Raw genomic sequence first — 24,830 nt, 5'->3', positions numbered from 1 at the left:
ATCAGGGGGTGATCAGGGTAACAGTGTTGCCGGCCGCTTCCACCGGTACCGGTGCATCCTTGGGTGCCTGACGGCCCTTGCCTTTGGCTTTGTTGCTCACATAAACCTGACCGGTTTTCGGATCAATGGCCAGGGTCTGGGGGCGCACGCCGGTGAACAGATGGGCGGTTACATAGTGAGTGTCGGCGTCCACCACGGAAACAGTACCGTCGTTGCGGTTGGCCACATAGAGATCGCCGCTTTGCGGGTGAACCCGGGCGCTCAGGGCACCGTCACCGGTTTTTACCGTCTTGGTTACCTTGCCGCTTTTGAGATCGATCAGTGACACACCGCCGGACTTCTGATTAATGGCATAGAGCACGTTGTTTTTGGTATCGATGGCCAGGTTGATGGTGTCAAAAGGCTGAGCCTTGGCGTCATCTTCCAGGCTGACAGAGTCAAAGGTGCGCAGCACGTTCTGGGTCTTAATATCGACTTCGGCAATTTTGCTGTTGCTCAGGTCAGCCACATACAAACGCTGCTTGCCGGCATCCAGCGCCAGACCGGCGGCAGACTGCACCGGAGACACAATAACGGACTCCAGCGTGTCGGTGGCACCGTCAATCACCCAAACAGCGCTGGCCGGGCCTTTTTTGCCGTCCCGCTCTATGCCACCAAAGGCACTGATATAGATTTTGTTGGTGCCTTCATCCACCACGGCCTGGCGCAGGTGATTGGACTCATTGCCGCTGTTTTCGATAACAGCCACTTCCTTGCCGGTTTTCAGATCATACACACCGACCAGCCCTTTACGGGTGTCAACAGCATAGATTTTCTGGGTCTGAGCGTTGATCCCTAAGCCAAAGGGCGTGATTCCGCCGGTTTCAATTTTGGTTTTCTGCTCCAGGGTGTTGGCGTCCAGCACCACTATGCCCGGGCTTACGCTTTGCTCACTGTCGTTACCCAGGCCGGTGACGGCGGCATACACCGCCTGATTGGCGGGGTTAAAGGCAATTTCATAGACGCGCTCGTCCACTTTTACCGAGCGGGCCACCTCTGGCGCGGCCAGCGCCGGGGTGGCGGTGCCGATGGCGGCCGCCAGCAGAGAAAGAGCAAAGGTATGGCGCAGCCGTAAACCGCGCTGGGATGCGTGTCTGAACATGCAGAAACTCCTGTAAGAAAAAAGTAGTGACAAAAGTAAGTAACGCCGGAAAAGTTCAATAGCTTGCTCACTTTATCAAACTAATGCAAGTAAATATCATTTGCTTTTGAGTTTTGAATATCTTAAGTTTCTACCCCACTGGCCTGCATCAGGCAGGACCACACATTCTCTGTTCGGATACATAGCGGTAATGACTTCTCCTTCCACTGCACCTCAGTTGTGGGTGCTTAATGTTGTAGCTCTGGTTGGCACCATGGCCATCATGGCGTTTGTGGCCGTGGTAGGCCCTGTGGTGCGCCTGCTTGGCCTGGCAGACTGGCACGGGGGGCTGGCACTCACCGTGGGTGGCGTGCTCTGGATGCTGGCGGCCCGGCGCTGGGGCAGGCTCAGTGACAAGGTCGGGCGGCGGCGGGTATTGCTTATCTCCCTCAGTGCCTATGCCGTTACCTATGTGCTGATGGCCTGGTCCATCGACCTGGCTCTGACCAGCCCGCCGGCCATGGCGCTGTCACTGTTTATTCTGGTGGGCAGCCGCGCCCTGGTGGGGCTGTTTTATGCGGCTGTGCCCGCCATTACCGCTGCCTCTGTGGCGGATCAGGTGGTGCCACAACATCGCGCCTCGGCCATGGCCAAACTGGGCGCGGCCAATGCGGTGGGTCTGGTGACCGGCCCTGTGGTGGCGGGCTGGATAGCCTTGTATGACATTGCCTGGTCCTTGTATGCCGCAGCGGCCATGCCGGTGCTGGCGCTGGTACTGATTGCCTGGAAACTGCCGGAAACCTATGCCGGTAACTCATCCGGCAATAAGACCGGTAGTAAGCCGGGGCAGGGCAGTGGCCCTGTGGTGGGCTGGCTTGACGCCCGGCTGCGGCTGCCGCTGTTTGCGGTGTTTGCCGCCATGATGGCGGTGGCCATCACCCAGGCAACGGTCGGGTTTCTGGTACTGGATCGCATGCAGCTGTCCTTGAGTGAAGGAGCCAAAACTGCCGGTTATGCCCTGACCGCCGTGGGTGCCGGTCTGATTTGCTCTCAAAGTCTGATGATGCGTATTACTCGTCCTCCCGAGCGCTGGCTGCTGCTCGGCTCGCTGCTTGCGGGCAGCGGTTTTGGTGCCGTGGCGTGGCTTGAAAGCGCCATGCCCATGCTGGCGGCCTTTGGCTTGGCTGGACTTGGCATGGGCATGGTGCGTCCGGCGGTTCAGGCGTTAACTGCTAACCGTGTAGACGCCCATGAGCAGGGCGCAGCCGCCGGCATGGTGGCCTCCATGCAGGGGCTGTCGATGATAGTGGGGCCCCTGGCCGGGACCCTGTTATACCGCATTGCACCGGGTGCGCCCTATGTGCTTGTACTGATGTTACTCATGCTGTTGGCCATTGCCGTGTGGCGCTATTCGTCGGCAGACACCATTCAAGAAACCCCGGGAGTATCGCCATGATAAACCGCCTGCCTTTTACCGACGCTCTGGCCACTGCCGAGCAGCGCCGCTACCGTTTTGTGCTGCGTGGCCCAAAGCAGCAGTTGCAGACACAGGGCTGTCTGGCTTGCCTGCCCGCAGGCAACACCCAGACCCTGAGCCAGCGGGTAAGTGCGTTTTTCAGCACCCGCCGCACCGGGCCGGCCCTGCTGGTGGGTGCGCTGCCCTTTGATCCCTTTGCCGATGATGCCCTCTACCAACCCGCCGAGTTAGTGGCCGGTGAAGAGCCGGTGACGCCGCTGGCCCCCCTGGTGAATGAAGCCCGGGCAGAGCCGCCGGCGGCGGACTATGCCAGCATGGTGGCCCACTGTGTGGCCGGCATAGACGGGCGCACACTCAGCAAGGCGGTGCTGGCGCGCAGTCTGCAGCTGCAGGCCGCAGCCAGCCTGGATCCGCTGGCGCTGGCCGCCCGGCTGGAGCAGGACGCCAGTGTCACCACCTATGTGCTGCCGGTACCGGTGGCCACCAATGCACCGCCGGCCTGGCTGGTGGGAGCCAGCCCGGAGCTGCTGATTTCCCGGCGGGGGCGCACCATAGTGTCTCATCCGCTGGCCGGTTCGGCCCGCCGCCGTGCCAATGCAGAAGAAGATGCCGCCGCCGCCCGTTCCCTGTCGGCGTCGGCCAAGGATCTGGAAGAGCACGCCTATGTGGTGGATGCCATTAAAACCGCGCTGGCACCGCTGTGCAGCGAGCTGGATGTACCGGACAGCCCGTCCCTTTATACCACCAACACCATGTGGCACCTGGGCACCCGTATTACCGGCACCCTGAAAGACGACAGCATCTCTGTGGCTACCCTGGCCGGCCTGCTGCACCCCACGCCGGCGGTATGCGGTACCCCCCGCCAGCAGGCGCTGGACACCATTTCCCGTCTGGAGCCGGTCGACAGAGGCTTTTATGCCGGTGCCGTGGGCTGGGTAAATGATGCCGGCGACGGTGACTGGTATGTGGCCATTCGCTGCGCCCATGTGCAGGCCAATAGCCTGCGGCTGTTTGCCGGTGCCGGCATAGTGGCCGACTCCGAACCCGAGCTGGAGGTAGCCGAAACCGGTGCCAAATTCCGCGCCCTGCTTAACGCCCTGGGGGTGGACGATGAACTTGAATTTGAGGAACAACACCATGACTAACGTCCCGCTCAGCCAGCGCTGGCCTGCCGCCCTTGAGCAGAAATACAAGGCTGCCGGCTACTGGCGCGGTGAAACCTTTCCGGCCTTTTTGCGTGAGCGCGCCGAACGGCTTGGCCACAAGGTGGCGGTGGTGGCCGGCGACACCCGCATCAGCTACGGTGAACTTGACCGGGAAGCCTGTCGCATCGGGGCCGGCCTGCTGGCACTGGGGCTGAACCCCGGCGACAGAGTGATAGTGCAGTTCGGTAATGTGGCGGAGTTTATTCCTGTGGTATGCGGCCTGTTTTATGCCGGGCTTGTCCCTGTGTATGCGCTGCCGGCCCACCGCATTACCGAAGTCACTCATTTTGCCAAAAAGGCCGGGGCCAGCGCCTACCTTGCCGGACGTCACTACGGCGGTTTTGACTATGCCACCCTGGCCGCCGGGCTGGGCCGGACTCTGCCTGAGCTGAAGGTGGTGATGGCCGGCGAGGGGCATGACTATATTGCGCTGGAGCAGCTGGCAGGAGACACCAGCCTGTTGCCCGCCGGATTCGATCCTCAGTCCGTGGCTTTCTTGCAGCTGTCCGGTGGCAGTACCGGTCTGTCCAAGCTGATTCCCCGCACGCACGACGATTACATCTACTCGTTTCGTGCCAGCAACGCGCTGTGCGGCATTGATGAGCACAGCGTTTATATGGTGGCGCTGCCGGCGGCCCACAACTTTCCCATGAGTTCACCGGGCTGGCTGGGTGCCCTGCATGCAGGGGCCACAGTGGTGCTGAGCGACAGCGCCGAGCCCGCTGCCGCCTTTGCCCTGATTGAACGGGAACAGGTCACCTGTGTGGGGCTGGTGCCGCCGCTGGCGCTGTTGTGGGCCGATGCCGCCGGTCACAGCCCCCATGATATTTCCAGCCTGAAAGTGATGCAGGTGGGCGGGGCCAAGCTGCTGCCGGAAGCCGCCCGCCGGCTGCAAAATGCGCTGCCCTGTACCCTTCAGCAGGTGTTTGGCATGGCCGAAGGCCTGGTCAACTATACCCGCCTGAACGACAGTGACGAGCTGATCGTCAATACTCAGGGCCGGCCCATCAGCCCCGATGACGAAGTGCGCATTGTGAACGATAACGGCGAACCGGTGGCGGAAGGCGAAGCCGGACACCTGCAGGTGCAGGGGCCCTACACCATTCGCGGTTATTACAACGACGAGGCGGCCAACGCCAAAAGCTTTACCACAGACGGCTTTTATTGCACCGGCGATATCGTCAAGCGCACACCGGAAGGTTATCTGGTGGTGCAGGGCCGGGCCACGGATCACATTAACCGCGCCGGGGAAAAAATCTCCGCCGAAGAAATAGAAGACTATCTGCTGAGCCACCCACAAGTATTTGACGCCGCCGTGGTGTCCATTCCCGATGAGTATCTGGGCGAGCGCAGCTGCGCCTTTGTCATGGCAAGAGAGCAGCCGCCCCGGGCGGTGGAGCTGAAAAAATGGGTGCGCGAGCAGGGGCTGGCGACCTTTAAGGTGCCGGATCAAATTGTGTTTGCCGACGCCTTTGATACCACGGCCGTGGGCAAAATCAGCCGGCGGGAGCTGCGCGCCCGGCTGCGCCAACGTTATCTGGAACAAACCGAGGAGCAAGGCTGATGGGACTTCCCGTTATTTCCGACTATGCCCAACCCACCGCCCACGAGCTGCCCGAGGCCCGTGCCCGCTGGCAGCCCGAGGCCGGCCGGCTGGCGCTGCTGGTGCACGACATGCAGCATTATTTTCTGCGGCCCTTTAATGCCGCCGGCGCGCCGCTGGCACCGGCCATTGCCAATATCGCCGCCCTGATTGCCCATTGCCGGGCACGGCAGATCCCGGTGTTCTACACCGCTCAGAGAGGCAATCAGCAGCGTTGCGACCGTGGCCTGCAGGCCGATTTGTGGGGGCCGGGCATGAGCCGCGCGCCCGAGCATGAAGCCATTATCGAGGCGCTTGCTCCCCAGCCGGACGATCATGTGCTGGTCAAGCACCGCTACAGCGCCTTTCAGCGCAGCAACCTGGAAACCCTGATGCGGGTGCGCGGGCGGGATCAATTACTGGTGACCGGTGTATATGCCCATATCGGCTGCACCGCCACCATTGCCGAGGCGTTTCAGCTGGACATAGAGCCCTTTATTGCCGCCGACGCCGTGGCCGACTTCAGCCGTGAGGATCAGATGTCGGCCCTGCACTGGATTGCCCGCACCTGCGGTGTGCCCATGACCACAGAACAACTGTTAAAGGCCCTTTGAAATGAGCAAACAAGCACCCCTTACCCTGGAGCGTATGCGCAGCGATATTGCCGCCATTCTGGGTGAAAGCCCTGATGAACTGTACAACGACGACAACCTGCTGGACTGGGGGCTGGATTCGATGCGCATTTTTAACCTGTCGGTGGAATGGAACAAAACCGGCCTGGAGCTGCGTTTTGCCGATCTGGCGGAAACGCCGACGCTCGATGGCTGGTGGCAGCAGGTGCAGCGTCAGCAGGGCGGTGCCTGATAATGTCAGGCCATCATTATTCCCTGACCGAAGCCCAGCAGGGACTTTGGTTTGCCCAGCAGCTGGCACCGGACAATCCGGCCTTTAACACCGCCCATGTCATTTATCTTGAGGGCGAGCTGAATGTGAATGCCTTTGAGCAGGCCGCCAATCAGGCCGCCAGGGAGGCCACCAGTCTGCAGCTGCGCTTTGCCCAGGGTCCGCTGCAGTGGCCCGACGCCGCGCACACGCCCCGGCTGGAAGTGATTGACATGGTCCATCAGCCGCAAGCCGCCGAGCAGCACTATCTGGCCGATGTGAACCGGCCGCTGGATCCCTGTCAGGACAAGCTGGCCTGCCAGCGGCTGTATCTGCTGGGTGAGGGTCGCTACGCCTGGTATGTGCGGGTGCACCATCTGGTGAACGATGGCTATGGCATGGCGCTGTTCTGCGAGCGGGTCAGTGCCCTTTATGCCGGTGACGGCCGCAGCCAGCCCTTTGCGCCCTGGCTGCCGGTATGGCAGGAAGATCAGGACTACCAGCTCGGCGAACGCCGACGCCGGGATCAGGCCTACTGGAAAGACACCCTGAATGCGTTGCCGCCGCCGGCCACCCTTGCCGGCGAGCCTCAGCCCCATGCGGCTGTGCATGCCTGCCACCGGCACAGAGTGCCTTTGGGCCATGAGCTGCGTGCTCAGCTGTTAAGCCTGTGTCAGGCCCGGCAGCTGCCCTGGCCCGATGTGCTGACCGTACTGACCGCTGAATATTGCCGCCGCCACAGCGATCAGGCCGCGGAAGTGGTGGTGGGCGTGCCCTATATGGGCCGCCTGGGCAGCAAGGCGGCGCGCCTGCCCGCCATGGTGATGAACGTACTGCCGCTGGCCCTGCGAGCGGGAAATGAGGCCTTAAGCGAGTTTCTGCCCCACACGGTGCGGGAGCTGACCCGGGGCCGCCGCCATGGCCGCTACCGGGGTGAGCAGCTGCGCCGGGACCTGGGCCTGATTGGCGGCCAGCGCCGGCTGCACGGGCCGCTGATCAATGTGCAGCCCTTTTACACTCCTTTTACCCTCAAGGGCATGCAGGCCGAACTGCACATTTTAAGCACGGGGCCAGTGGACGACCTGACCCTGGGCTTTCGGGGCAATGGCCAGGACAGCCTGCACCTTGAAATTGAAGCCAATGGTCGCCTTTACAGCCAGCAAGACGTAGCGGATCACAGTGCCCGGCTGCCGGCCTTTTTGCAGGCGGCACTGTCGGTATGGCAGCACAATGGCCGGCTGCAGGACATTCCCCTGGCCACCCCCGCCGAGCAGGCGCGGTATTCTCTTGAAGTAAACAAGACTGACCATATTGTGCCCGACACCACACTGGTGGCACTGTTCGAGGCCCAAATGGCGGCCACCCCCGGGGCCACGGCGCTGGTGTTTAACGGTGAGCACATGAGTTACGCCGAGCTGGAGCAACGCAGCCGGGCACTGGCGCTGACGCTGCCGCCGTCGTCCCTGGTGGCGGTGGCGCTGCCGCGCTCCTTTGAACTGGTTATCGCCCTGCTGGCCATTCAGCGCGCCGGCGGTGCCTATCTGCCGCTGGATGCCAGCCAGCCCGACGAACGCCTGCGCCGCATTCTTGACTCGGCCCGGCCGGCCCGAATACTGACCGATGAGCCGGCGCGCTTTGCCCGCTGGCAGCCACTGGCCCCCGGCAGCTGGCCTCAGCACAGCACAGTGGCGTTGGCTCACCGGCCCGTGCCGCAGGATGCCGCCTATGTGATTTATACCTCCGGCTCCACCGGTGAGCCCAAGGGGGTGGTGGTGGAGCACAAAGCTATCGTCAACCGGCTGCTGTGGATGCAGGCGTTTTTTGCGGTGGATGCCAGCGAGCGCATTTTGCAGAAAACCCCCGCTACCTTTGATGTGTCGGTATGGGAGTTCTTTTTGCCGCTGCTGAGCGGGGCCTGTCTGGTGATAGCGCCCCCCGACGCCCATCAGGATCCGCGGCATATCGCCCGGCTTATTGATGAAGAGGGCATTACCACGCTGCACTTTGTGCCTTCCATGCTGGCGGCCTTTCTGGCCACTCCCGGCGGTGAGCATGCTTCCCTGCGCCGGGTAATTGTCAGTGGCGAGGCCCTGACCGCCAGCCTGCGGGACCGCTTTCATCAGCGGCTGTCGGCCCGCTTGTTCAACCTGTATGGACCCACGGAAGCGGCGGTGGACGTGAGCTGGTGGGAAGCGAGCCGCAGCGACACCAGCATTTCCGTGCCCATTGGCTTTCCGGTGTGGAACACCCAGCTGTATGTGCTGGATGCCGAGTTTCGGCCCCAGCCGCCCGGCGTGGCCGGTGATCTGTATCTGGGCGGGGTGCAGCTGGCCCGGGGGTATCTGGGCCAGCCGGCGCTCACCAATGAGCGTTTTATTGCTAATCCCTTTACACCCGGCGAGCGGCTTTATCACAGCGGCGATGTGGCACGTTTTCGCCGGGACGGGGCGGTGGAATATCTGGGCCGCAGTGATGATCAGATAAAACTGCGCGGCCTGCGCATTGAGCTGGGCGACATTACCCACGCCCTGAGCACGGCACCGGGCGTGGCCCGGGGTGAAGTGCTGCTGCGCCATGACGACGGCAACCCCAGACTGGTGGCCTATATGCAGGCCAAAGAGCAGGCCAAAGACAATGCCGTGCCCGATGAAGCGGCACTGCGCCTGCATCTGGCGGGCCGGTTGCCGGATTACATGGTGCCCTCGGCCTTTGTCTGGCTTGAGCACTGGCCGCTGTCGGCTAACGGCAAGCTGGATCGCAAGGCGCTGCCGGCACCCAAAGCCGACAGCGGCAGCGGCGGCGAGCCGCAAACCGCCACCGAACAGGCGCTGGCCGTCCTGTTTGCCGAGCAGCTGAAGCTGGCCGCGCTGCCGGGGCGGCAGGATGACTTTTTTGCTCTTGGGGGCGACTCGCTCTCGGCGGTGCATCTGCTGCTGGCCATAGAAGTCCGCTGGCAGCGGGATCCGGGGCTGGGCGCTTTGTTTGCCAATCCTACGGTAGCGGGGCTGGCGGCCGTGCTGGACGCGCACCAGTTCAGCATTGATGACGGCCTGGGGCCTTATATACAACTCTCGAAAGGGCAGGGCAGTCTGCCTCCGGTATTTGCGGTGCACCCGGCGGGGGGCATTGCCTGGAACTACCGCGAGCTGGCCCAGCGCCTGCCCGGCCGTACGCTGTATGGCCTGCAGTCACCGGCGCTGAACCCACAGCAACCCCTGGAGGACAGCATCAACAGCCTGGCGGCCCGTTACGTTGAGACTATCAATGAGCTGTACCCGACAGGGCCCGTGCACCTGCTGGGCTGGTCTGTGGGCGGCATTATCGCCCAGGCCATGGCGGTGCGGCTGCAGCAGCTGGGGCGGCCGGTGGGCATGGTGGCGCTGCTGGATGCCTATCCGGCGGAATGCTGGCGCGCCGAGCCGGAGCCGGGCCCGGTGGCGGCGCTGCGCGCCCTGCTGGCCATTGCCGGTTACGATCCGGAGCAGCACACAGAGCTCGACACCCGTGAAAAGGTAGTGGCGTTTTTGCGCCGGGGCGACACCACCCTGGGCAATTTGCCCGAGGCAGCGCTGGATGGCGTGGTGCGGGCGGTGACCAGTACCAACAAATGGGTGCGGGAGCACTATCATCAGCCGCTGGCGGGCACTCTGCTGCACGTGCGTGCCGGCCGGGATCATGGTGATAAGCCCTGGCTGCAGTCGTCCCTCTGGGCACCCTATGCCACTCAAGTACAAGCCATTGAATTACCTTTTTTACATGCCGAAATGACCGGCAGTCAGGCCTCGGCGGCACTGGCCCCCGAGCTTGCCGCCGTCATGGCCCACACCGAGGAGAACATAAAATGCAGCTGAGCGGATTTAACGGCAAACTGGCGCTGGTTACCGGTGCCGGCGGCGGCATTGGCCGGGCTCTGGTCAAACTGCTGCATCACAGCGGCTGCTCAGTGGTGGCCACGGATGTGGTGGCCCCTGAGTTTGACGGTTTGCCCCGAGTGCACAGCCGCCCGCTGGATGTGACCGACTCAGTGGCGGTCAACGCCCTGGTGGATGACATTGAACAGCGGCTGGGCCCCATCGGCTTTGGTATCAATGTGGCCGGTGTGCTGCAGTCCGGCACCATAGACACCATTGATGATGCGCAGTGGCGGCGTACCTTTGCGGTAAATACCGACGGGGTCTTCTATCTGTGCCGGGCCCTGGCCAGAGTAATGAGCCCGCGCCGGCAGGGCGTTATGGTGACAGTGGGCTCCAATGCCGCCGGCATACCGCGGCACGCCATGGCCGCCTATGGCGCGTCCAAGGCGGCGACCCACATGTTGATGCGTTGCCTGGGGCTGGAGCTGGCCCCCCTTGGCATTCGCTGCAACACGGTGGCACCCGGCTCTACCCTGACGCCCATGCAAACCGGCATGTGGGCCGACGAGCGTGGCGCTGAACAGGTGATTGCCGGCCTGCCGAATATTTATAAAACCGGCATTCCGCTGGGCAAACTGGCGCAACCCGAGGACGTAGCCAATGCGGTGATGTTTTTGCTGTCGGATCAGGCCGGCCATATAGTAATGGACGATCTCTATGTGGACGGCGGTGCCACCCTGCGCGGTTAACAAGGATAATAAGCATGTTGTATGTTAAAAAACTCAGGCACTGGCTCTGCCTGCTGATGCTGGTCACCACACCGGCGCTGGCAGGGCAAACGGTGACCGACCTGCGCGGTCGTACCGTGACCCTGCCCAACAAAATAGAGCGCATCGCCATTGACGACGGCCGCTTTCTGCTGGCGCTGTCGCTGATATCTGATGATCCGGTGCAGCACCTGGCGGGCTGGCCCAAAGACATCAACCGGGTGGGCGAGCATTATTATCAGCAGCTCAGGGCGGCATTTCCGGCCATTGAGCAAGTGCCGCTGGTGTCCAGCTCCGCCGAAAGCTTTGATATGGAGTCCATGCTGGCCGCCGAGCCCGATGTGGCCGTGCTGTCATTAAGCCGGGGCCCTACGGAGGATCAGATTGCGCTGCTGGAGGCGTCCGGCATTGCCGTGGTGTTTATCGACTTCTTTATTGATCCCTTCAAGCATCAGGCCCCCAGCCTGCAGCTGCTGGGCACCCTGACCGGCCACGAGCAGCAGGCCAGTGACTATCTGGCGCTGCGGGATGCGCATCTGGCCCAGATTGCCGAAAAACTGCAAGAGAGCACCGACAAGCCCAGCGTCTTTATGGAAGCCCATGCGGGCATTACTCAGGACTGCTGCTTTTCCCCGGGCACCGGCGGAGTAGGGGATTATATCGACTTTGCCGGCGGCCATAATATAGGCGCAGACGTGCTGACCCGGGCCTCGGGCAAGCTGAATCTGGAATACATTATTGCCAGTGATCCTGATGTGTATATCGCCACCGGCGGCCCTGCGCTGGAAAAAAGCAACGGCCTGGTGCTGGGCGGCGGCTATGGCCCCGAGCAGGCCAGAGCGGCCCTGCAGCGGGTGGCCGAGCGTCAGGGCATTCAGGATCTGACCGCCGTTCATCAGGGCCGGGTATACGGACTGGCACATCAGCTGCTGAACTCGCCCCTGGACATAGTGGCGGTGGAAGTGCTGGCCAAGTGGCTGCACCCTGAGGTGTTTGCCGATCTTGCGCCGGCTCAAACCCTTGCCACCATCAATCAGGACTTTCTGGCGGTACCCTATGAGGGCACCGGCTGGATCAGTCTGTCTTCTGCTGAGTAATGCCCTTGAATACCCTGACTGAACAACGCAGCGCCAGCGCTGACATTTTATTTGCCTATCGCGGCAAGGTGCGCTGGCGGCTGCTGGTGCTGGCCGCGCTTACCCTGTTGTGCGCCGCCGCCCTGCTGCTGGACATGACTACAGGCCCCTCTGCCATGACCGCCGCCCAGGTGTGGGCCGGGCTGTTGGATCCGGCATCGCTGTCGCCGGCCCAGCACACCATTATCTGGAATGTGCGTCTGCCCTATGCACTGATGGCGGTGCTGGTGGGAGCGGCCCTGTCTCTGGCCGGGGCCGAGATGCAGGCCATTCTCAATAATCCTCTGGCCAGCCCCTTTACCCTGGGGGTGTCGTCTGCGGCGTCATTTGGTGCCGCCTTGGCCATCGTGCTCGGCATCAGTCTGCCCTTTATAGCCGCCGAATGGATGGTATCCCTTAACGCCTTTATTTTTGCCTTTGGCTCTGTGCTGCTGCTGCAGCTGATGACCAGGCTGCGCAGCAGCAGCGTGGAAACCATGGTGCTGCTGGGCATTGCGCTGGTGTTTGTGTTTAACGCTCTGGTGGCCTTTGTGCAGTTTGCCTCTTCTCAGGCGGCGCTGCAGCAGCTGGTGTTCTGGAGCATGGGCTCGCTGTCCCGCGCCAACTGGCAGAATGTGGGGCTGATGGCGCTGGTATTGCTGCTGGTGGTGCCGTTTTCACTGTTGTCTGCCAGCAAGCTGACCGCCCTGCGGCTGGGGGAAGATCGCGCCCGCAGCTTTGGTATTCATGTGGGACGGCTGCGCTTTCTGGCGCTGCTCAGGGTCAGCCTGCTGGCCGCCACCTCGGTGGCCTTTGTGGGCACCATCGGCTTTATCGGTCTGGTGGGGCCGCATATTGCCCGCTTGCTGCTGGGTGAGGATCATCGCTTTTTACTGCCGGGCACTCTGCTGACCGGGGCGCTGATTATGGCGCTGGCCTCGGCGGCCAGCAAAATGCTGGTGCCCGGCGTGTTGTTGCCGGTGGGTATCGTCACCGCCATGGTGGGCGTGCCGGTATTTTTGTTGCTGATCTTCTGGAAACCGGAGGCCCGATCATGAGTGACGGTCTGACTATTACCAACCTGGCCACCGGCTACCGCAAACGGGCCGTGGTGCAGGGCGTGACCCTGCCCATGCTGAGTCCCGGCGGCGTGTATTCCCTGATTGGCCCCAATGCCGCCGGCAAAAGCACCCTGCTCAGAGCGCTGGCGGGATTGCAGCCAGCGACGGGCTCAGTACAGTTGAACGGCTCCGAGCTGATAGGCAAGCCGCTGGCAGACTGGGCCAGAAGCGTCACCTATATGCCCCAGACTCTGCCTCAGGGGGTGTCGCTGAATGTGCTGGAAAGTGTGATCAGCGCGCTCAGGGCCTCTCCCATGGAGGGGCTGCACAGCAGCGAGGCCATCAAGCAGCATGCGGTGAGCGTACTGGAGCGGGTGGGCATTATTGATCTGGCCATGCGCAACCTGGGGCATTTGTCCGGCGGCCAGCGCCAGCTGGTGTCTCTGGCTCAGGTGCTGGCGCGCAACCCTAGGGTGCTGCTGCTGGATGAGCCCATCAGTGCGCTGGATTTAAAGCATCAGTTTCGCGTGATGCGGCTGGTGCGGGAGCTGGCCCGGGAGCGGCACATGATAGTGATGGTGGTGCTCCATGATTTAAGCATCGCGGCCCGCTGGTCCGACGGCATTGTGATGCTGGCCAGAGGCAAGGTGGTGGCCAGCGGCACGCCGGAGCAGGCCATTACGCCGGCTTCTCTGGCCGAGGTGTATGGGGTCAGGGCGCGTATTGAATACTGCGCGCGTGGCCAGATGCAGGTAATGATTGACGACGAGGCCCTTGAAGATGACATGGTCACTGGCTGACAGCCGGGTACGTAATTATTGTGCCAACAGCAGCGGCATTGAATACGAGATCAGTATCTGGCAGCCCAAGGGCGAGCCGCCTGAGCAGGGCTGGCCCGTGGTTTATGTGCTGGACGGCAATGCCTTGTTTGCCACTGTTGTGGAGGCGATACAGCGCGGCGGCCGCCGGCCCGATGCCACCGGTGTGGGGCTGGCCGCCGTGGTGGGCATTGCCCATGGTGATGAACGGCTGTTTGCCACCGAGTTCCGTTACCGGGACTTTACCTTTGAACCCTCGGCAGCGGTAAAAGCCGATACCGCCGGTGGTGGCAGGGCATTTCTGGACTTTATCAGCCGGCAGCTGACGCCTGAGCTGGCCCGGGAATTTAATTTTAACCGGGCTCATCAGATGCTGTTCGGCCATTCTCTGGCCGGTTATTTTGTGCTGAATGCGCTGGGCCTGCAGCCTCATGCCTTTTCCCACTTTGCCGCCATCAGCCCTTCTGTGTGGTGGCAGCCCGACGCGTTGACCAAACGACTGCAGCAGCTGCAGGCCAGTCAGGCCCCCCGTGTGCTGATTGCCACCGGCGAGTGGGAGGGCACACCGGCGCCCTGGATTCCCGACGGGCCGGCAAGAGAGCAATTGATTGCCCGGCGCAACACTCGCGCCATGCTCACCCACGCCGCCGCTGTGGCCGCCCTGTGCCAGCAGCAGCTGGGCCCGCAGCGGGTCAGCTATCGCTGCTTTCCCGAAGAGGACCACAGCTCGGTGGTGATGATCGGCATACAGCGCGCCCTGCGGCTGATGTTTGAGCCATAAAAAAAACAGCGCCTTGAGGCGCTGTTTTTGTATATGTGTGTGCTCAGAACCGGTAGGTGGCAGAAGCGTAATAGCTGCGGCCCGGCTCGTTATAGGTGGCGGCACCGGCACCATAGATGGTGCGCGGATCCCCCACACCCACGGCATTGCCCTTGCGATACAGACGTTTGTCGAACAGGTTGTTGATACCGGCACTGAGGCTGAAATCATCGGTCAGCTGATAGCGGCCACCCAGGCCCACCAGGGCGTAGGGCGACAGTTGCTGCTGCTCTTCGCCTTCCATCGGTTTGCCCTGAAAGTCGAGCTTGTTGGGTACCTGCTTGCCATACCAGGTAACATGGGTGTTCAGGCTCAGTTGATCGCTGGCCTGCCAGTCAAGGCGGGAATTCAGGGTATATTCCGGAATGACCGACAGCGATTCACCGGTGCTTTTGTTCTTGCTTTGCAGCATATAAGTCAGGTTATTGGACCAGTCCAGCTCAGGGGTGAGGGAAATATTAAATGTGCCTTCCAGCCCTTCTACCACCGCTTTGGGCACATTGGTCCACTGAAAGATGTCTGAATTAACAAAGGCCCCGTTACCGCCGCTGGCCTGACCGGCAGGGCGAGTGCCGGCCTCTACTTTATTGCGGTAATCGTTGCGGAAATAAGTGACACCCGCCACCACCATTTCGTTGGTGAACTCAATGCCCAGCTCCTTGTTGATGCTGGTCTCTGCCTTCAGGTTATCATTGCCCTGCAGGTAGCAGGAGCCGCCGCCGCCCCAGCAGCCATTACCCCGGCTGTAGAGCAGATAATCGGGGTTGGTCTGATACAGGTTGGGCGCCTTGTAGGCCCGGGCGATGCCGGCCTTGAGGGTCCAGTTCTCATTCAGATACTGAGTGGCATTCAGCGACGGACTCCAGTTGCTGCCGGTAATGTTGTGATAATCGTAGCGCAGACCCGGGGTCAGTATGGTGCTGTCGGTCAGGTTGATATTGCTCTCCATAAAGGCAGAGGCAATGTAGTCTTTGGCCTGTGAGCTGCGGTTACCGGTGAGACCGGCAATATCACCGCCTTCGGTGGTGGTCTGGCTTACCGAGTTCTCATCACTGAACTTGCGATCCTTCCATTCGCCACCCAGAGTGAGGGTCTGCTCAAGGCCGGCAGTGTTCAGCGGCAGATTAATACTGCTGTGGGCGGTGATTTGCTCCAGCCTGGAGGTGCTCATGCTGTCATCGGAAAACAGCCCTTCGGTACCGCCGGCCAGGCCTTCATTCAGCCTGTGATTCCGGGTTTGTTCATATTGCACATAAGAAAGGGAGTTGCCCGCGTCAAATGTGCCCTTATGGGTGAGAGCATAGGTGTCGCGATACATGATATTGGTTTCAGCACCCAGTTTGTCGAATACCCGTTGTGAGGTGCTGTTCGGGTTACCATCGACCTCGGTAAAATTATTGGTGTTCTGGGTATCGCCGCTGTAGATATTGCCCTGACGGCTGAAACTCACATCCAGATCTATCTGATGAGATTCTGTCGGCTGAATGCTCAGGCGCGCGGCCAGATCCCGGTTGCGTACGCCTTCGCGCCCGGCCGGAAAGGTGTTGCTGTAGTCAACCCGTCCGGTGTCTACCCGGGTAGACTGATGCCCCTTATTGATATCCCAGGCGTCGGGCTCGGTTTTGGCGACATTACCGGACAAGCGCAGGCCCACCTTGTCGGAGAGGGGGCCGGCCAGCATAAAGTTAAGACGCTCGCTGTCACCGTCTTTGTCCGACTCGGCCATTTCATAATAGGCGGTGGCCGAGCCGGTAAATTCCTCGGGAATGGCCTTGGTAATAATGTTCACCACACCACCGGCAGCTCCGCTGCCGTAGCGGGCCGCGGCAGGGCCGCGCAGCACTTCAATGCGGTCTACTGCTTCCATCGGCACCCAGTTGGTGTCTCCCCGGGTATCCCGTTCGCCGCGCCAGCCATAGCGTACCGACTGGCGGCTGTTAACCGGTTTGCCGTCAATCAGGATCAGGGTGTTTTCCGGGCCCATGCCGCGAATATCAATCTGGCGGTTGTTGCCGCGCTGGCCGCTGGTGCTGTTGCCGGTGAGGTTCACGCCGGGCATGGTACGGATCACCTCAGACAAGTCATTACTGACCGGTGCCTTTGCCAGATCCTCGGCGGTAATAATGGACACCCCGGGAGCCTGTTTGAGAATTTCTTCCGCGGTGACCAGCACTTCATCCAGGGTGTAGGCCTCATTGGCCTGAGCCGTTGTGGCCAACACGCAGCTGCCAAGCAGCCATACATACTTTTGCATTACCGGTTTCCTTACAAACGTAATCAATATGATTTTTCGTAATGGTAAATGATTATATGTATCATTCGCAAAGCTTTTTGTTTCTATAATCTATTTAGGGAAAAATACCCATGCGCTATTGGAAGTTACTGCTGATAACCCTGCTGTTAACCCCCGCCTGTGCCAGCTCACCTCAAACAGAGCACTACCGTTACCAGCAGCTGGACTTTCAGTCCCGGGACGGCAGGCGGGAATATCGGGTCACAATAGGCCTGCCCACCGCAGCGGCACCCGAAGGCGGTTATCCGGTGTTGTATATGCTGGATGGTGCCGCCGCCCTGAAAGGACTGACGCAGAGCAGATTGAGCCGGCTGCAGGGAGGCGACTGGCCCGTGCTGGTGACCATTGCCTACCACAGCGATGCCCGCACCGGACGAACCTTTGACTACACACCGGTTCCTGCCAATGCAGTCACAGAACATGAATACGGTGGTGCTGATGGCTTCTGGAAACTGATAGAAGATGAAATAAAGCCCGCCGTCGGCCGGGCGGCGGCGGTCAACCCCGAGCGCCAGACTCTGTGGGGGCACTCGTTTGGTGGCCTCTTTGTGCTGCATACCCTGTTTCATTATCCCGAGAGCTACCAGCGCTATGTGGCGGCAGATCCTTCCCTGTGGTGGCAGGGCGGCCAGCTGTTAAAGGCGGAAAAAGCCTATCGTGAGCGCCAGCAGTGGCCAGCGATCACCTTGCTGTTGCAGCGCAGCAGCTCACACCGCCGCGGCAGCACAGTGCCTGAAAATGCCACCCGTAACATGGCCCGCCGGCTGAGCGAATTGCCTGCAATGGCAGTGCAATACACGGATTACTTCAATCATCATCACGGCAGCGTAAGAGACGTTTCCATTCCCACCGCTCTGAGCATGGCTCAGCAATAAAAAACCGGCCGAAGCCGGTTTGGTCAGTAACATCAATTTATCAGTCAGCCGCTGTGGCGTTCGCCTGCCTGCTCCAGCTTGAGCGCGGGTGCCACGCCTTGGCCGCTGCCTTCAAAATGCACCGTGCTCTGGGGGTAGGGTATTTCAATGCCTGCCTGCTCAAAGTGCATTTTCACCAGCCGGTTATAGGCACGGCCCACGGCCCACTGCATGCCGGGCACGGTTTTAATGCGCACGCGAATGTTCACCGAGCTGTCGGCCAGGGCCACCACGCCGGCCACTTCCAGCGCCTCCAGCACGTAGGGCTTTTGTGCTTCATCGGCGGCCAGCTCTTCAAAGGCGTTTTGCAGATGGGCAATGGCGTCGTCAATGTTCTCCCGGTAAGACACCCGGTATTCACCCACATGGTAGGCAAAGTCACGCATATAGTTGGACACCGTATCCACACTGGAGAAGGGAATAATATGGTAGGTGCCGTTCAGATCGCGAATGCCCACAGAGCGAATGCTGAGCTTCTCGGCAGTGCCGGTAATGCCACCCAGGGTGACCACATCGCCGGTGTTCATGGCGTTTTCAATCTGAATGAAAATACCGGTGATCACATCCTGCACCAGCTTCTGGGCACCAAAACCAATGGCCAGACCCAGCACACCGGCACCGGCAATCAGCGGGCCTATATTAATGCCAAGCTCGGCCAGGGCAATCATCACCGTCATGGTGACCAGCAATACCGCCAGCGCACTACGGAACAATGACAGCAGGGTCTGTGTGCGTGCCGAGGGAATGCCGGTGCCGGTTTCCGGATTGAGCTTGTGTTCAATCAGGCTGGCACAGGTTACCCAGATGGCAGCCGCCACTGCCAGCACAATGGCCACGGCAATGATGCGGCCCATCAGCACACCGCCTGCTTCCGAGGCATACCAGGTGGCCAGATCCAGGACGTGCCAGGCATTAAACGACAGCAAAATAACCGCCGCCAATACCAGGAAACGCAAAAAGCGCAGGGCATTGGGTACATAGCTGTTCAGCCTTGCTTCCAGTAACGGCATTTTGCGGCGAAGTTCCGGTGACAGCTGAATGCGCCGGCCTATGGTCTGGCCCAGCAGAGTAGACAGCAACAAGCCCACCACAATAATGCCCAGGGTTTTCAGGGTGGCAAACAGCACAAAGGGCAGGGCATTGGCCGGACTTAACAGCACCAGCACCAGCACCACGGCAAAATAACCCAGCGCCAGCACATGCCAGGTGCGAGCCAGCAGATGCAGGCTGATTTTGCTGGTGGCCATGGGGCTTTGCTCGGCTTTAGTGCGAATAATGCCCGCCAGCCGGCGACGGTTTTTCAGAATAATGATGGCGGCATACATAAAGGCGGCTAGCATCAGTAATGTGTTTATACCCTGGCTCAGGGCTGCGGAAATATGAATGCTGATCAGGGGCTCAGCCACCATAACACCATAACCCAGCAAGCCAATCAGCAGCGCCATGTGACGGTTCCAGTAGGCGGCTTCACTGGCATTAATGGGCAGCAGGCGCAGGCCATCATAGCGGCGGGAAAACAGCATACGCAGGCCCACCTTAAGCAGCTCGATCACCATAAAGGCGTTCAGAAACAAAGAGGCCTGTGTGGTTTGCTCACCGGCTTCACCCACCAGAAAGGTGGCCACCAGATTACCGCCCACGTAAGCCAGCCCGACGATAAGTACATCCACAGCAGCGGCCAGGGCCACGCAAATCACGCGGCGAATCACGGGAGTGTTTCCGCCCTGCAGCGCCCAGGTGTCGAGTTTTGCATAAAGCAAAGGGCCAATCAGCCGGCGCATCAGCATAAAGACCAGCAGCGTTGCCACTATTACCAGGCTCAGGTTAAGGGTAGCTTCCATCAAACCGGCCAGACTGAACTGCTCGTCACTGGCTACCTGACCGTCTACCAGACCATTCACCACCTCTGCCAGCGCGGTGAACTGTTCACCAATGCCCTCGGCAATGGCTCGCGTGGTTTGAGCCAGTTCGCGGCTGGACGAAGACGCTGCCGAGGCCTCTTCCGCTACCGTTTCAGCCTGGGTCGCCGTCTCGTCTGCCATGGTGCGCAGCTCGTTTATCAGCTTTTCACGGGACTGCTCGTTTTCCAGCAGATCGGCCAGCGCCGCATAGGAAGGGTTATCCTTTGTCTGGCCGGCTTGCTGAGCCTGAACCAGGCCCGCAGGAATAGCACAGAGCAGCCAGATTAATGGCAACAGTATTTTGGTTGTCAGATTCACCAGTGGCCTCCGCTTGGCTGGTGGAATGAATGTTGCGACAAAGATGCCGCCTGCATAAAACTTCCTGACAAAACAGCCTAACATAGCCGCAATGCAATGATAATGACGGTAAGGCAGCATAAAGTGCAGGGGTATCAGTGCGTTTGCCATACTGCCGCCGCAGATACCATGATACCTTTTGGTTTGTTTGCGTTTATCTTCCGGCATTTTTTTGAGAGAAAAAACATGAAATCTGTGATGTCCATTACTCCCGCAGACGATGCGGCCATTTGCCGTATTATTCAGTGTGTGGGTGCCGAGTTCGGCGCGGTGGGCGAGGGCTTTGGTCCCAGCGATGCAGAAGTGCAGTGTATGAGCTGCCATTACCGTCCGGAGAATAACAGCCGTTATTTTGTGGCCCGGCTTAATGGTGAAATAGTGGGCGGGGCCGGCATTGCGCCGCTGGGGAATATTTGCGAGCTGAAAAAGCTGTTTTTATTACCCGGGGCACGCGGGCACGGGCTGGGCCGGCAACTGGCCGAGGCCTGTCTGGCCTTTGCCACAGAGCGAGGTTTTACCGCCTGTTACCTCGATACTCTCGGCAATATGACGGCGGCCATACGCCTGTATGAACAGCTGGGCTTTCAGCACCTTGAAGCACCCTTGGTGGCCTCGGAGCATGGCGGCTGTGATGTATGGATGCTGAAACAACTGAACCATCGGGAGCACGCATGTTAACCATTCAAACCCTGCTGCAACAAAGAAACATTATTCAGGCGCCCATGGCCGGCGTATCCACTCCGGCGCTGGCGGCGGCGGTGTCCAATGCCGGCGGGCTGGGCTCACTGGGTCTGGGGGCAAGCTCGGTGGCCAGTGCCCGTGAGCAGATTGAGCAGCTTCAGGCACTTACTGATAACCCCTTTAACGTCAATGTATTCTGTCATGCGCCGGCGCAAAGAGATGACGCCGTGGAGGCGGCCTGGCTGGCGTATTTGCAGCCGCTGTTTACAGAGCAGGGCGGGCAGGCACCGGTGCAACTGGAAGAAATTTATACCAGCTTTAATGATAACGAGCCCATGCAGGCCTTGCTGCTGGAGCTGCGCCCTGCCGTGGTCAGCTTTCATTTTGGTTTGCCGCCGGCGTCTTTTATTGAGCGTCTGCATCATGCCGGCGTGATCACGCTGGCCAGTGCCACCCGTCTAGAAGAAGCCCGCGCCATCGAGGCTGCCGGCATTCACGGCGTGGTGGCACAGGGTATAGAAGCAGGTGGCCACAGAGGCATGTTTGATCCGGACGCAGAAGACGCTGAGCTGACCACCAGTGAGCTGGTACGCCTGCTGGTGGCGGAGTGCCGGCTGCCGGTGATTGCCGCCGGCGGCATCATGGATGGCGCAGATATACAGGCCATGCAGGCACTGGGGGCCGCAGCGGTGCAGCTGGGCACGGCCTTTGTGGCCTGTCCTGAGTCGGCGGCCAATGAGGCCTACCGGCAGCGGCTGCTGCAAGGCGGCAACACCCGGTTAACCCGCACTCTGTCGGGCCGTCCGGCCCGGGGGCTGGTGAACCGTTTTATTGAACATGGTGAGGCAGCAGACGCCCCGGTGGCGCCTGACTATCCGGTTGCCTACCACGCCGCCAAACAGCTGCATGGCGCGGCAGCCGCGCGGGGTTGCCATGACTTTGCCGCCCACTGGGCCGGCACAGGTGTGCAAAAGGCCCGGGCCATGCCGGCTGCCGAACTAATGGAGGTGCTGCGCCAAAACGCGCTGCCGGACTAAAGGTCGTAGGGCTCCACCGAGACACCTTCCAGTGAATAGGCGGCATCGGCGATATCATTGCTGGCCGAAACCGTACTCAGTGTGCCTGCTACCCAGACTGCGTCCCAGAGATCATCCACCTTGGCCCCTTTGGGATAATTGACATACACAATCTGGTTGGTGGGCGGTGGCGGCACATGAATGCAGGCACCAAAATAAGGCACCAGAAAAAACTGGGTAATGGTTTCGCTGTCGCCTTCCAGCGGCACCACAAAGCCCGGCAGTCGTATTTTTTTGCCGTTCATGGCGGGTACTACCTTGCCCACAGGCTGAGGTGGAATGGCAAACTCGTCTTCATGATCCACTGCCGGAATGGGTGGCGGATTCAGTTGCTCTTCCAGCGGAATGAGATCATTCCAGTCGGTCAGCTGGTATTCATTGGCGAGAGTGGTGCCGGCCAGCAGTACCAGCCCCAGAAAAGTGTGTATCAGTTTCACTGTTTAATGCTCATGCCATCGTTAAGAGAGTATTTAAACGCCTGCGCCGCCGGCAGCAGGCCGGTAATAATGCCCGCCAGCCAGATGCAGCCAAGCAAGCGCCACTCATTGGCCGAGGGCAGCCCCGGCTGCAGTTGCAGGCCGTAGCTTGCCTGCAGCGCCGGAGCGGCAACCAGCAAAATGCCATACAGCAGCGCCATGCCAAACATCAGCCCCAGCAGGGTTAATAATGCCGCTTCCAGGATCAGCAGGGCAAACAAATGTTGTGGTCCGGCCCCCAGTGAGCGCAAAATGGCCAGCTCCCGCCGCCGGGCGGTGAGGCCGGCCAGCAGAGTGGTGAGCATGCCCAGCAGGCCGGCCACCACCACAAACAGGGCAATCAGCGCAATGGCCTGCTCTGCCATGCTCATCATGCTCCACAGTTCGTGCAGGGCGGTGCCGGGCAAAATCGCCGACAGCGGCTCACCGCGATAACGGTTGATGCTGCGTTGCAGGCCAAACGTCTGCACCGGATTGTTCATCCCCACCAGAAAGGCAGTAATGGCCCCGGGAGTTAAATCGCGCGATCTGGCCTGCTCATGGGTGAGAGTGTGAGTCTGCCGGCCGCTTTGCCAGCCCAGATGAATGGCTTCCAGGCCGTCCAGGCGCACATGTACGGTTTTGTCTACCGGCGTGCCGGTGGGCTCAAGAATGCCCACCAGGGTAAAGGGCAGATCCTCATGCAGGCTGAAGGAGGTGTTGCCGGCTCCGTGAGCGATGATCAGTTGATCACCGGGCTGATAGCCGAGCCGGCGTGCCACCTCGGCACCAATGACCGCTTCGAAGGTATCAGTAAAAGGGCCGCCGTGGGCAAAAGTCAGTTGTTGCTGCTGACCATAGCCATAGTGGCGAAAATAATCCTCACTGGTGCCCAGTACTCTGAACCCCTGATGGGAGTCGCCCAGCGATAACGGTATGGTCCAGGCTACGGCCTTGTGCTGTTTGATACGCTGATAAGACTGCCAGCTGATGTTGTTGGTGGGGTTGCCGATGCGAAATACCGAATACAGCAGCAGGTTAATCTGCCCCGAGCGGGCACCCACAATCAGATCCGTGCCGGAAATGGTGCGGGAAAAGCTGTTTTTAAGCTCGCTCTGCACCTTGTTCACGCCCACCAGCAGCACCACGCTGATGGCAATGGCCAGCACCGTCAGGCCGGCGGTCAGCCGGCGTGCCCACAAGCTGCTAAAGGCCAGGCTCAACATCGTTGGCTCCGTTCAGTTGCTTAAGAGACGTCACGTGAGAAAACAGCGGCTCCAGTGCGCTGTCATGACTGACAAACACCAGGCCGCTGCCGGCGTGCTCGCATTCGGCAAACAGCAGCTCCATAAAGGCGGTGCGGTTATCGGCATCCAGTGCCGAGGTGGGTTCGTCGGCAATCACCAGTGCCGGCCGGCCAATCAGTGCCCGGGCGGCAGCCACCCGTTGCTGCTGGCCAATACTGAGCCGGTGCACCGGTTGCTGCCACAGTGCGTCCGGCAGTTGCAATGCTGCCAGCAGACGGGCGGCTTCCTGTTTGGGCGAAGCGGTTAATTGCTTGCGCTTGTGAGGGGAGAAAATGAGCGCGGCGGTGACGTTTTCCATTACCGGCAAATAGGGCAGCAGATTAAACTGCTGAAAAATATACCCCAGATGGTTGGCACGAAACCGGTCTCGCTGAGGACCGGACAACCGGGCCAGATCCTGCCCCAGAATACGCAGGCGGCCGCTGTTTGGCTTGAGTATGCCTGCAAGCAGTCCCAGCAGCGTGCTTTTGCCGCTGCCACTGGGGCCCTTGATAAACAGTCTGTCGCCCGGTTTCAGACTGAGTGAGTCAATGTTCAGCAGGTTTGCCTGGCCCGGCCAGGCAAACGACAGCTGTTCGATGGACAGCAGTTCAGCCATTACCAGTTTGCCCCGGGCTGCTGTGCTGTGAGGGTGGCAGCAATCTGGCCGGCGGGCACTATGCCTTGCAGCTCAATGCGGTGAAAGCTCGGGAATTGTGTAAACAGGCCGCTGGCATCGAGTGCGTTCAGGGCGTCGGGCTGGCTGCACTGCCAGGAATAGTGCAGCTGAATATCGGTATGCCCGTGTTCGTGATCATGTTCTTCGTGTTGATGCTCACCATGCTCATGATCTTCCTGTTCAATATGACGGGTCTGTTGCAGTTCGCAACCTGCAGAGGCAGGCAGAGTAAACAGAGCAGCGGCATGTTGCGCTTTTTGCAGGGCCTGATCATAGGCAGCCTGCTCTTCGCCAGTGGCAGGATTATGTTCAAAACCTACTATATCGGCCGCAGGAGAATGCAGCTCCAGCACCAGCTGCTGCTGGCTTAACACCAGGTTCAGCTGGCCAAAGCCGTGTTCGTGAACACCATGCTGAGCATGAGCGGAAAGGGTGGCAGGCAGCAGGACAAAAAGCAGGGGTTTTAGGTTCATGTGGTGTTCCGATA

At 60.4% G+C, this 24,830-nt stretch carries 21 protein-coding genes; 14 read left to right on the top strand and 7 right to left on the bottom strand.

The genetic code is table 11. From position 1 onward, the window contains the following. Position 1: 1 nt before the first annotated feature. Complete coding sequence (locus G364_RS0112115; protein WP_019935414.1) at positions 2–1,141, bottom strand: YncE family protein; 1,140 nt, start codon at positions 1,139–1,141, stop codon at positions 2–4. Positions 1,142–1,331: 190 nt separating this feature from the next. On the opposite strand from G364_RS0112115, the gene G364_RS0112110 reads away from it, so the two are divergent. Genes G364_RS0112110 through G364_RS0112060 form a run of 11 tightly spaced genes read left to right on the top strand, consistent with a single transcriptional unit; the run spans position 1,332 to position 14,662 of the window. Then, positions 1,332–2,576 (top strand): MFS transporter, encoded by a 1,245-nt coding sequence (locus G364_RS0112110; protein WP_019935413.1) that lies wholly within the window; start codon positions 1,332–1,334, stop codon positions 2,574–2,576. Next, on the top strand, positions 2,573–3,742 hold the full coding sequence (locus G364_RS0112105; RefSeq protein ID WP_019935412.1) for an isochorismate synthase: 1,170 nt from the start codon (positions 2,573–2,575) through the stop codon (positions 3,740–3,742). Before G364_RS0112110 ends, G364_RS0112105 begins: the two co-directional genes overlap by 4 nt. After that, on the top strand, positions 3,735–5,366 hold the full coding sequence (locus G364_RS0112100) for a (2,3-dihydroxybenzoyl)adenylate synthase (RefSeq protein ID WP_019935411.1): 1,632 nt from the start codon (positions 3,735–3,737) through the stop codon (positions 5,364–5,366). Before G364_RS0112105 ends, G364_RS0112100 begins: the two co-directional genes overlap by 8 nt. Then, positions 5,366–5,998, top strand: coding sequence for an isochorismatase family protein (locus G364_RS0112095; protein WP_019935410.1), 633 nt, complete (start codon positions 5,366–5,368; stop codon positions 5,996–5,998). Before G364_RS0112100 ends, G364_RS0112095 begins: the two co-directional genes overlap by 1 nt. Before the next feature lies 1 nt (position 5,999). Continuing rightward, positions 6,000–6,248 (top strand): phosphopantetheine-binding protein, encoded by a 249-nt coding sequence (locus G364_RS0112090; protein WP_019935409.1) that lies wholly within the window; start codon positions 6,000–6,002, stop codon positions 6,246–6,248. A 2-nt stretch (positions 6,249–6,250) separates the two neighbouring features. Beyond that, complete coding sequence (locus G364_RS0112085; protein ID WP_019935408.1) at positions 6,251–10,117, top strand: non-ribosomal peptide synthetase; 3,867 nt, start codon at positions 6,251–6,253, stop codon at positions 10,115–10,117. After that, positions 10,108–10,869, top strand: a complete 762-nt coding sequence (locus tag G364_RS0112080; RefSeq protein WP_019935407.1) for a 2,3-dihydro-2,3-dihydroxybenzoate dehydrogenase — start codon at positions 10,108–10,110, stop codon at positions 10,867–10,869. Before G364_RS0112085 ends, G364_RS0112080 begins: the two co-directional genes overlap by 10 nt. Positions 10,870–10,883: 14 nt before the next feature. After that, entirely contained in the window at positions 10,884–11,984 is a 1,101-nt protein-coding gene (locus G364_RS0112075; protein ID WP_019935406.1) for an ABC transporter substrate-binding protein, read from the top strand. Further along, a complete protein-coding gene (locus G364_RS0112070) occupies positions 11,984–13,060 on the top strand; it encodes a FecCD family ABC transporter permease (RefSeq protein ID WP_019935405.1) in 1,077 nt (358 codons plus the stop codon). The genes G364_RS0112075 and G364_RS0112070 overlap by 1 nt, the downstream gene beginning before the upstream one ends. Continuing rightward, positions 13,057–13,863, top strand: coding sequence for an ABC transporter ATP-binding protein (locus G364_RS0112065; RefSeq protein WP_019935404.1), 807 nt, complete (start codon positions 13,057–13,059; stop codon positions 13,861–13,863). Before G364_RS0112070 ends, G364_RS0112065 begins: the two co-directional genes overlap by 4 nt. Further along, entirely contained in the window at positions 13,844–14,662 is an 819-nt protein-coding gene (locus G364_RS0112060; RefSeq protein WP_019935403.1) for an alpha/beta hydrolase, read from the top strand. The genes G364_RS0112065 and G364_RS0112060 overlap by 20 nt, the downstream gene beginning before the upstream one ends. A gap of 43 nt (positions 14,663–14,705) precedes the next feature. On the opposite strand, the gene G364_RS0112055 is transcribed toward G364_RS0112060, so the two are convergent. After that, positions 14,706–16,955 carry a TonB-dependent siderophore receptor gene (locus tag G364_RS0112055; RefSeq protein WP_019935402.1) on the bottom strand — a complete coding sequence of 750 codons (2,250 nt, stop codon included), beginning with the start codon at positions 16,953–16,955 and terminating at the stop codon, positions 14,706–14,708. 110 nt (positions 16,956–17,065) lie between these two features. Here G364_RS0112055 and G364_RS16535 point away from each other — a divergent pair, with 110 nt between their 5' ends. Then, a complete protein-coding gene (locus G364_RS16535; protein WP_019935401.1) occupies positions 17,066–17,869 on the top strand; it encodes an alpha/beta hydrolase in 804 nt (267 codons plus the stop codon). Positions 17,870–17,913: 44 nt separating this feature from the next. On the opposite strand, the gene G364_RS0112045 is transcribed toward G364_RS16535, so the two are convergent. After that, complete coding sequence (locus tag G364_RS0112045) at positions 17,914–20,127, bottom strand: mechanosensitive ion channel domain-containing protein (protein ID WP_211212449.1); 2,214 nt, start codon at positions 20,125–20,127, stop codon at positions 17,914–17,916. Between the two features lie 225 nt (positions 20,128–20,352). On the opposite strand from G364_RS0112045, the gene G364_RS0112040 reads away from it, so the two are divergent. Next, positions 20,353–20,844 carry a GNAT family N-acetyltransferase gene (locus tag G364_RS0112040; protein WP_026344880.1) on the top strand — a complete coding sequence of 164 codons (492 nt, stop codon included), beginning with the start codon at positions 20,353–20,355 and terminating at the stop codon, positions 20,842–20,844. After that, positions 20,838–21,884, top strand: a complete 1,047-nt coding sequence (locus G364_RS0112035) for an NAD(P)H-dependent flavin oxidoreductase (protein WP_019935398.1) — start codon at positions 20,838–20,840, stop codon at positions 21,882–21,884. The genes G364_RS0112040 and G364_RS0112035 overlap by 7 nt, the downstream gene beginning before the upstream one ends. Here G364_RS0112035 and G364_RS0112030 read toward each other — a convergent pair. Genes G364_RS0112030 through G364_RS0112015 form a run of 4 tightly spaced genes read right to left on the bottom strand, consistent with a single transcriptional unit; the run spans position 21,881 to position 24,816 of the window. Next, positions 21,881–22,360, bottom strand: coding sequence for a DUF3299 domain-containing protein (locus G364_RS0112030; RefSeq protein WP_019935397.1), 480 nt, complete (start codon positions 22,358–22,360; stop codon positions 21,881–21,883). The genes G364_RS0112035 and G364_RS0112030 overlap by 4 nt on opposite strands. Continuing rightward, complete coding sequence (locus G364_RS0112025) at positions 22,357–23,604, bottom strand: ABC transporter permease (protein ID WP_019935396.1); 1,248 nt, start codon at positions 23,602–23,604, stop codon at positions 22,357–22,359. The genes G364_RS0112030 and G364_RS0112025 overlap by 4 nt, the downstream gene beginning before the upstream one ends. After that, positions 23,585–24,283: an ATP-binding cassette domain-containing protein gene (locus G364_RS0112020; RefSeq protein WP_019935395.1), complete on the bottom strand. Its 699-nt coding sequence runs from the start codon at positions 24,281–24,283 to the stop codon at positions 23,585–23,587. Before G364_RS0112020 ends, G364_RS0112025 begins: the two co-directional genes overlap by 20 nt. Beyond that, a complete protein-coding gene (locus G364_RS0112015) occupies positions 24,283–24,816 on the bottom strand; it encodes a DUF2796 domain-containing protein (protein WP_019935394.1) in 534 nt (177 codons plus the stop codon). Before G364_RS0112015 ends, G364_RS0112020 begins: the two co-directional genes overlap by 1 nt. Between the last annotated feature and the right edge of the window lie 14 nt (positions 24,817–24,830).

This window comes from Oceanimonas smirnovii ATCC BAA-899 (assembly GCF_000381965.1).
Classification (GTDB): domain Bacteria; phylum Pseudomonadota; class Gammaproteobacteria; order Enterobacterales; family Aeromonadaceae; genus Oceanimonas; species Oceanimonas smirnovii.
This window is presented reverse-complemented; position numbering and strand designations above follow the sequence as displayed.

Bases quoted from the DNA above. Each gene is read 5' to 3' on its own strand.
- G364_RS0112115 (WP_019935414.1), bottom strand. From the start codon at position 1,141: ATGTTCAGACACGCATCCCAGCGCGGTTTACGGCTGCGCCATACCTTT.
- G364_RS0112110 (WP_019935413.1), top strand. From the start codon at position 1,332: ATGACTTCTCCTTCCACTGCACCTCAGTTGTGGGTGCTTAATGTTGTA.
- G364_RS0112105 (WP_019935412.1), top strand. From the start codon at position 2,573: ATGATAAACCGCCTGCCTTTTACCGACGCTCTGGCCACTGCCGAGCAG.
- G364_RS0112100 (WP_019935411.1), top strand. From the start codon at position 3,735: ATGACTAACGTCCCGCTCAGCCAGCGCTGGCCTGCCGCCCTTGAGCAG.
- G364_RS0112095 (WP_019935410.1), top strand. From the start codon at position 5,366: ATGGGACTTCCCGTTATTTCCGACTATGCCCAACCCACCGCCCACGAG.
- G364_RS0112090 (WP_019935409.1), top strand. From the start codon at position 6,000: ATGAGCAAACAAGCACCCCTTACCCTGGAGCGTATGCGCAGCGATATT.
- G364_RS0112085 (WP_019935408.1), top strand. From the start codon at position 6,251: ATGTCAGGCCATCATTATTCCCTGACCGAAGCCCAGCAGGGACTTTGG.
- G364_RS0112080 (WP_019935407.1), top strand. From the start codon at position 10,108: ATGCAGCTGAGCGGATTTAACGGCAAACTGGCGCTGGTTACCGGTGCC.
- G364_RS0112075 (WP_019935406.1), top strand. From the start codon at position 10,884: ATGTTGTATGTTAAAAAACTCAGGCACTGGCTCTGCCTGCTGATGCTG.
- G364_RS0112070 (WP_019935405.1), top strand. From the start codon at position 11,984: ATGCCCTTGAATACCCTGACTGAACAACGCAGCGCCAGCGCTGACATT.
- G364_RS0112065 (WP_019935404.1), top strand. From the start codon at position 13,057: ATGAGTGACGGTCTGACTATTACCAACCTGGCCACCGGCTACCGCAAA.
- G364_RS0112060 (WP_019935403.1), top strand. From the start codon at position 13,844: ATGACATGGTCACTGGCTGACAGCCGGGTACGTAATTATTGTGCCAAC.
- G364_RS0112055 (WP_019935402.1), bottom strand. From the start codon at position 16,955: ATGCAAAAGTATGTATGGCTGCTTGGCAGCTGCGTGTTGGCCACAACG.
- G364_RS16535 (WP_019935401.1), top strand. From the start codon at position 17,066: ATGCGCTATTGGAAGTTACTGCTGATAACCCTGCTGTTAACCCCCGCC.
- G364_RS0112040 (WP_026344880.1), top strand. From the start codon at position 20,353: ATGAAATCTGTGATGTCCATTACTCCCGCAGACGATGCGGCCATTTGC.
- G364_RS0112035 (WP_019935398.1), top strand. From the start codon at position 20,838: ATGTTAACCATTCAAACCCTGCTGCAACAAAGAAACATTATTCAGGCG.
- G364_RS0112025 (WP_019935396.1), bottom strand. From the start codon at position 23,604: ATGTTGAGCCTGGCCTTTAGCAGCTTGTGGGCACGCCGGCTGACCGCC.
- G364_RS0112020 (WP_019935395.1), bottom strand. From the start codon at position 24,283: ATGGCTGAACTGCTGTCCATCGAACAGCTGTCGTTTGCCTGGCCGGGC.
- G364_RS0112015 (WP_019935394.1), bottom strand. From the start codon at position 24,816: ATGAACCTAAAACCCCTGCTTTTTGTCCTGCTGCCTGCCACCCTTTCC.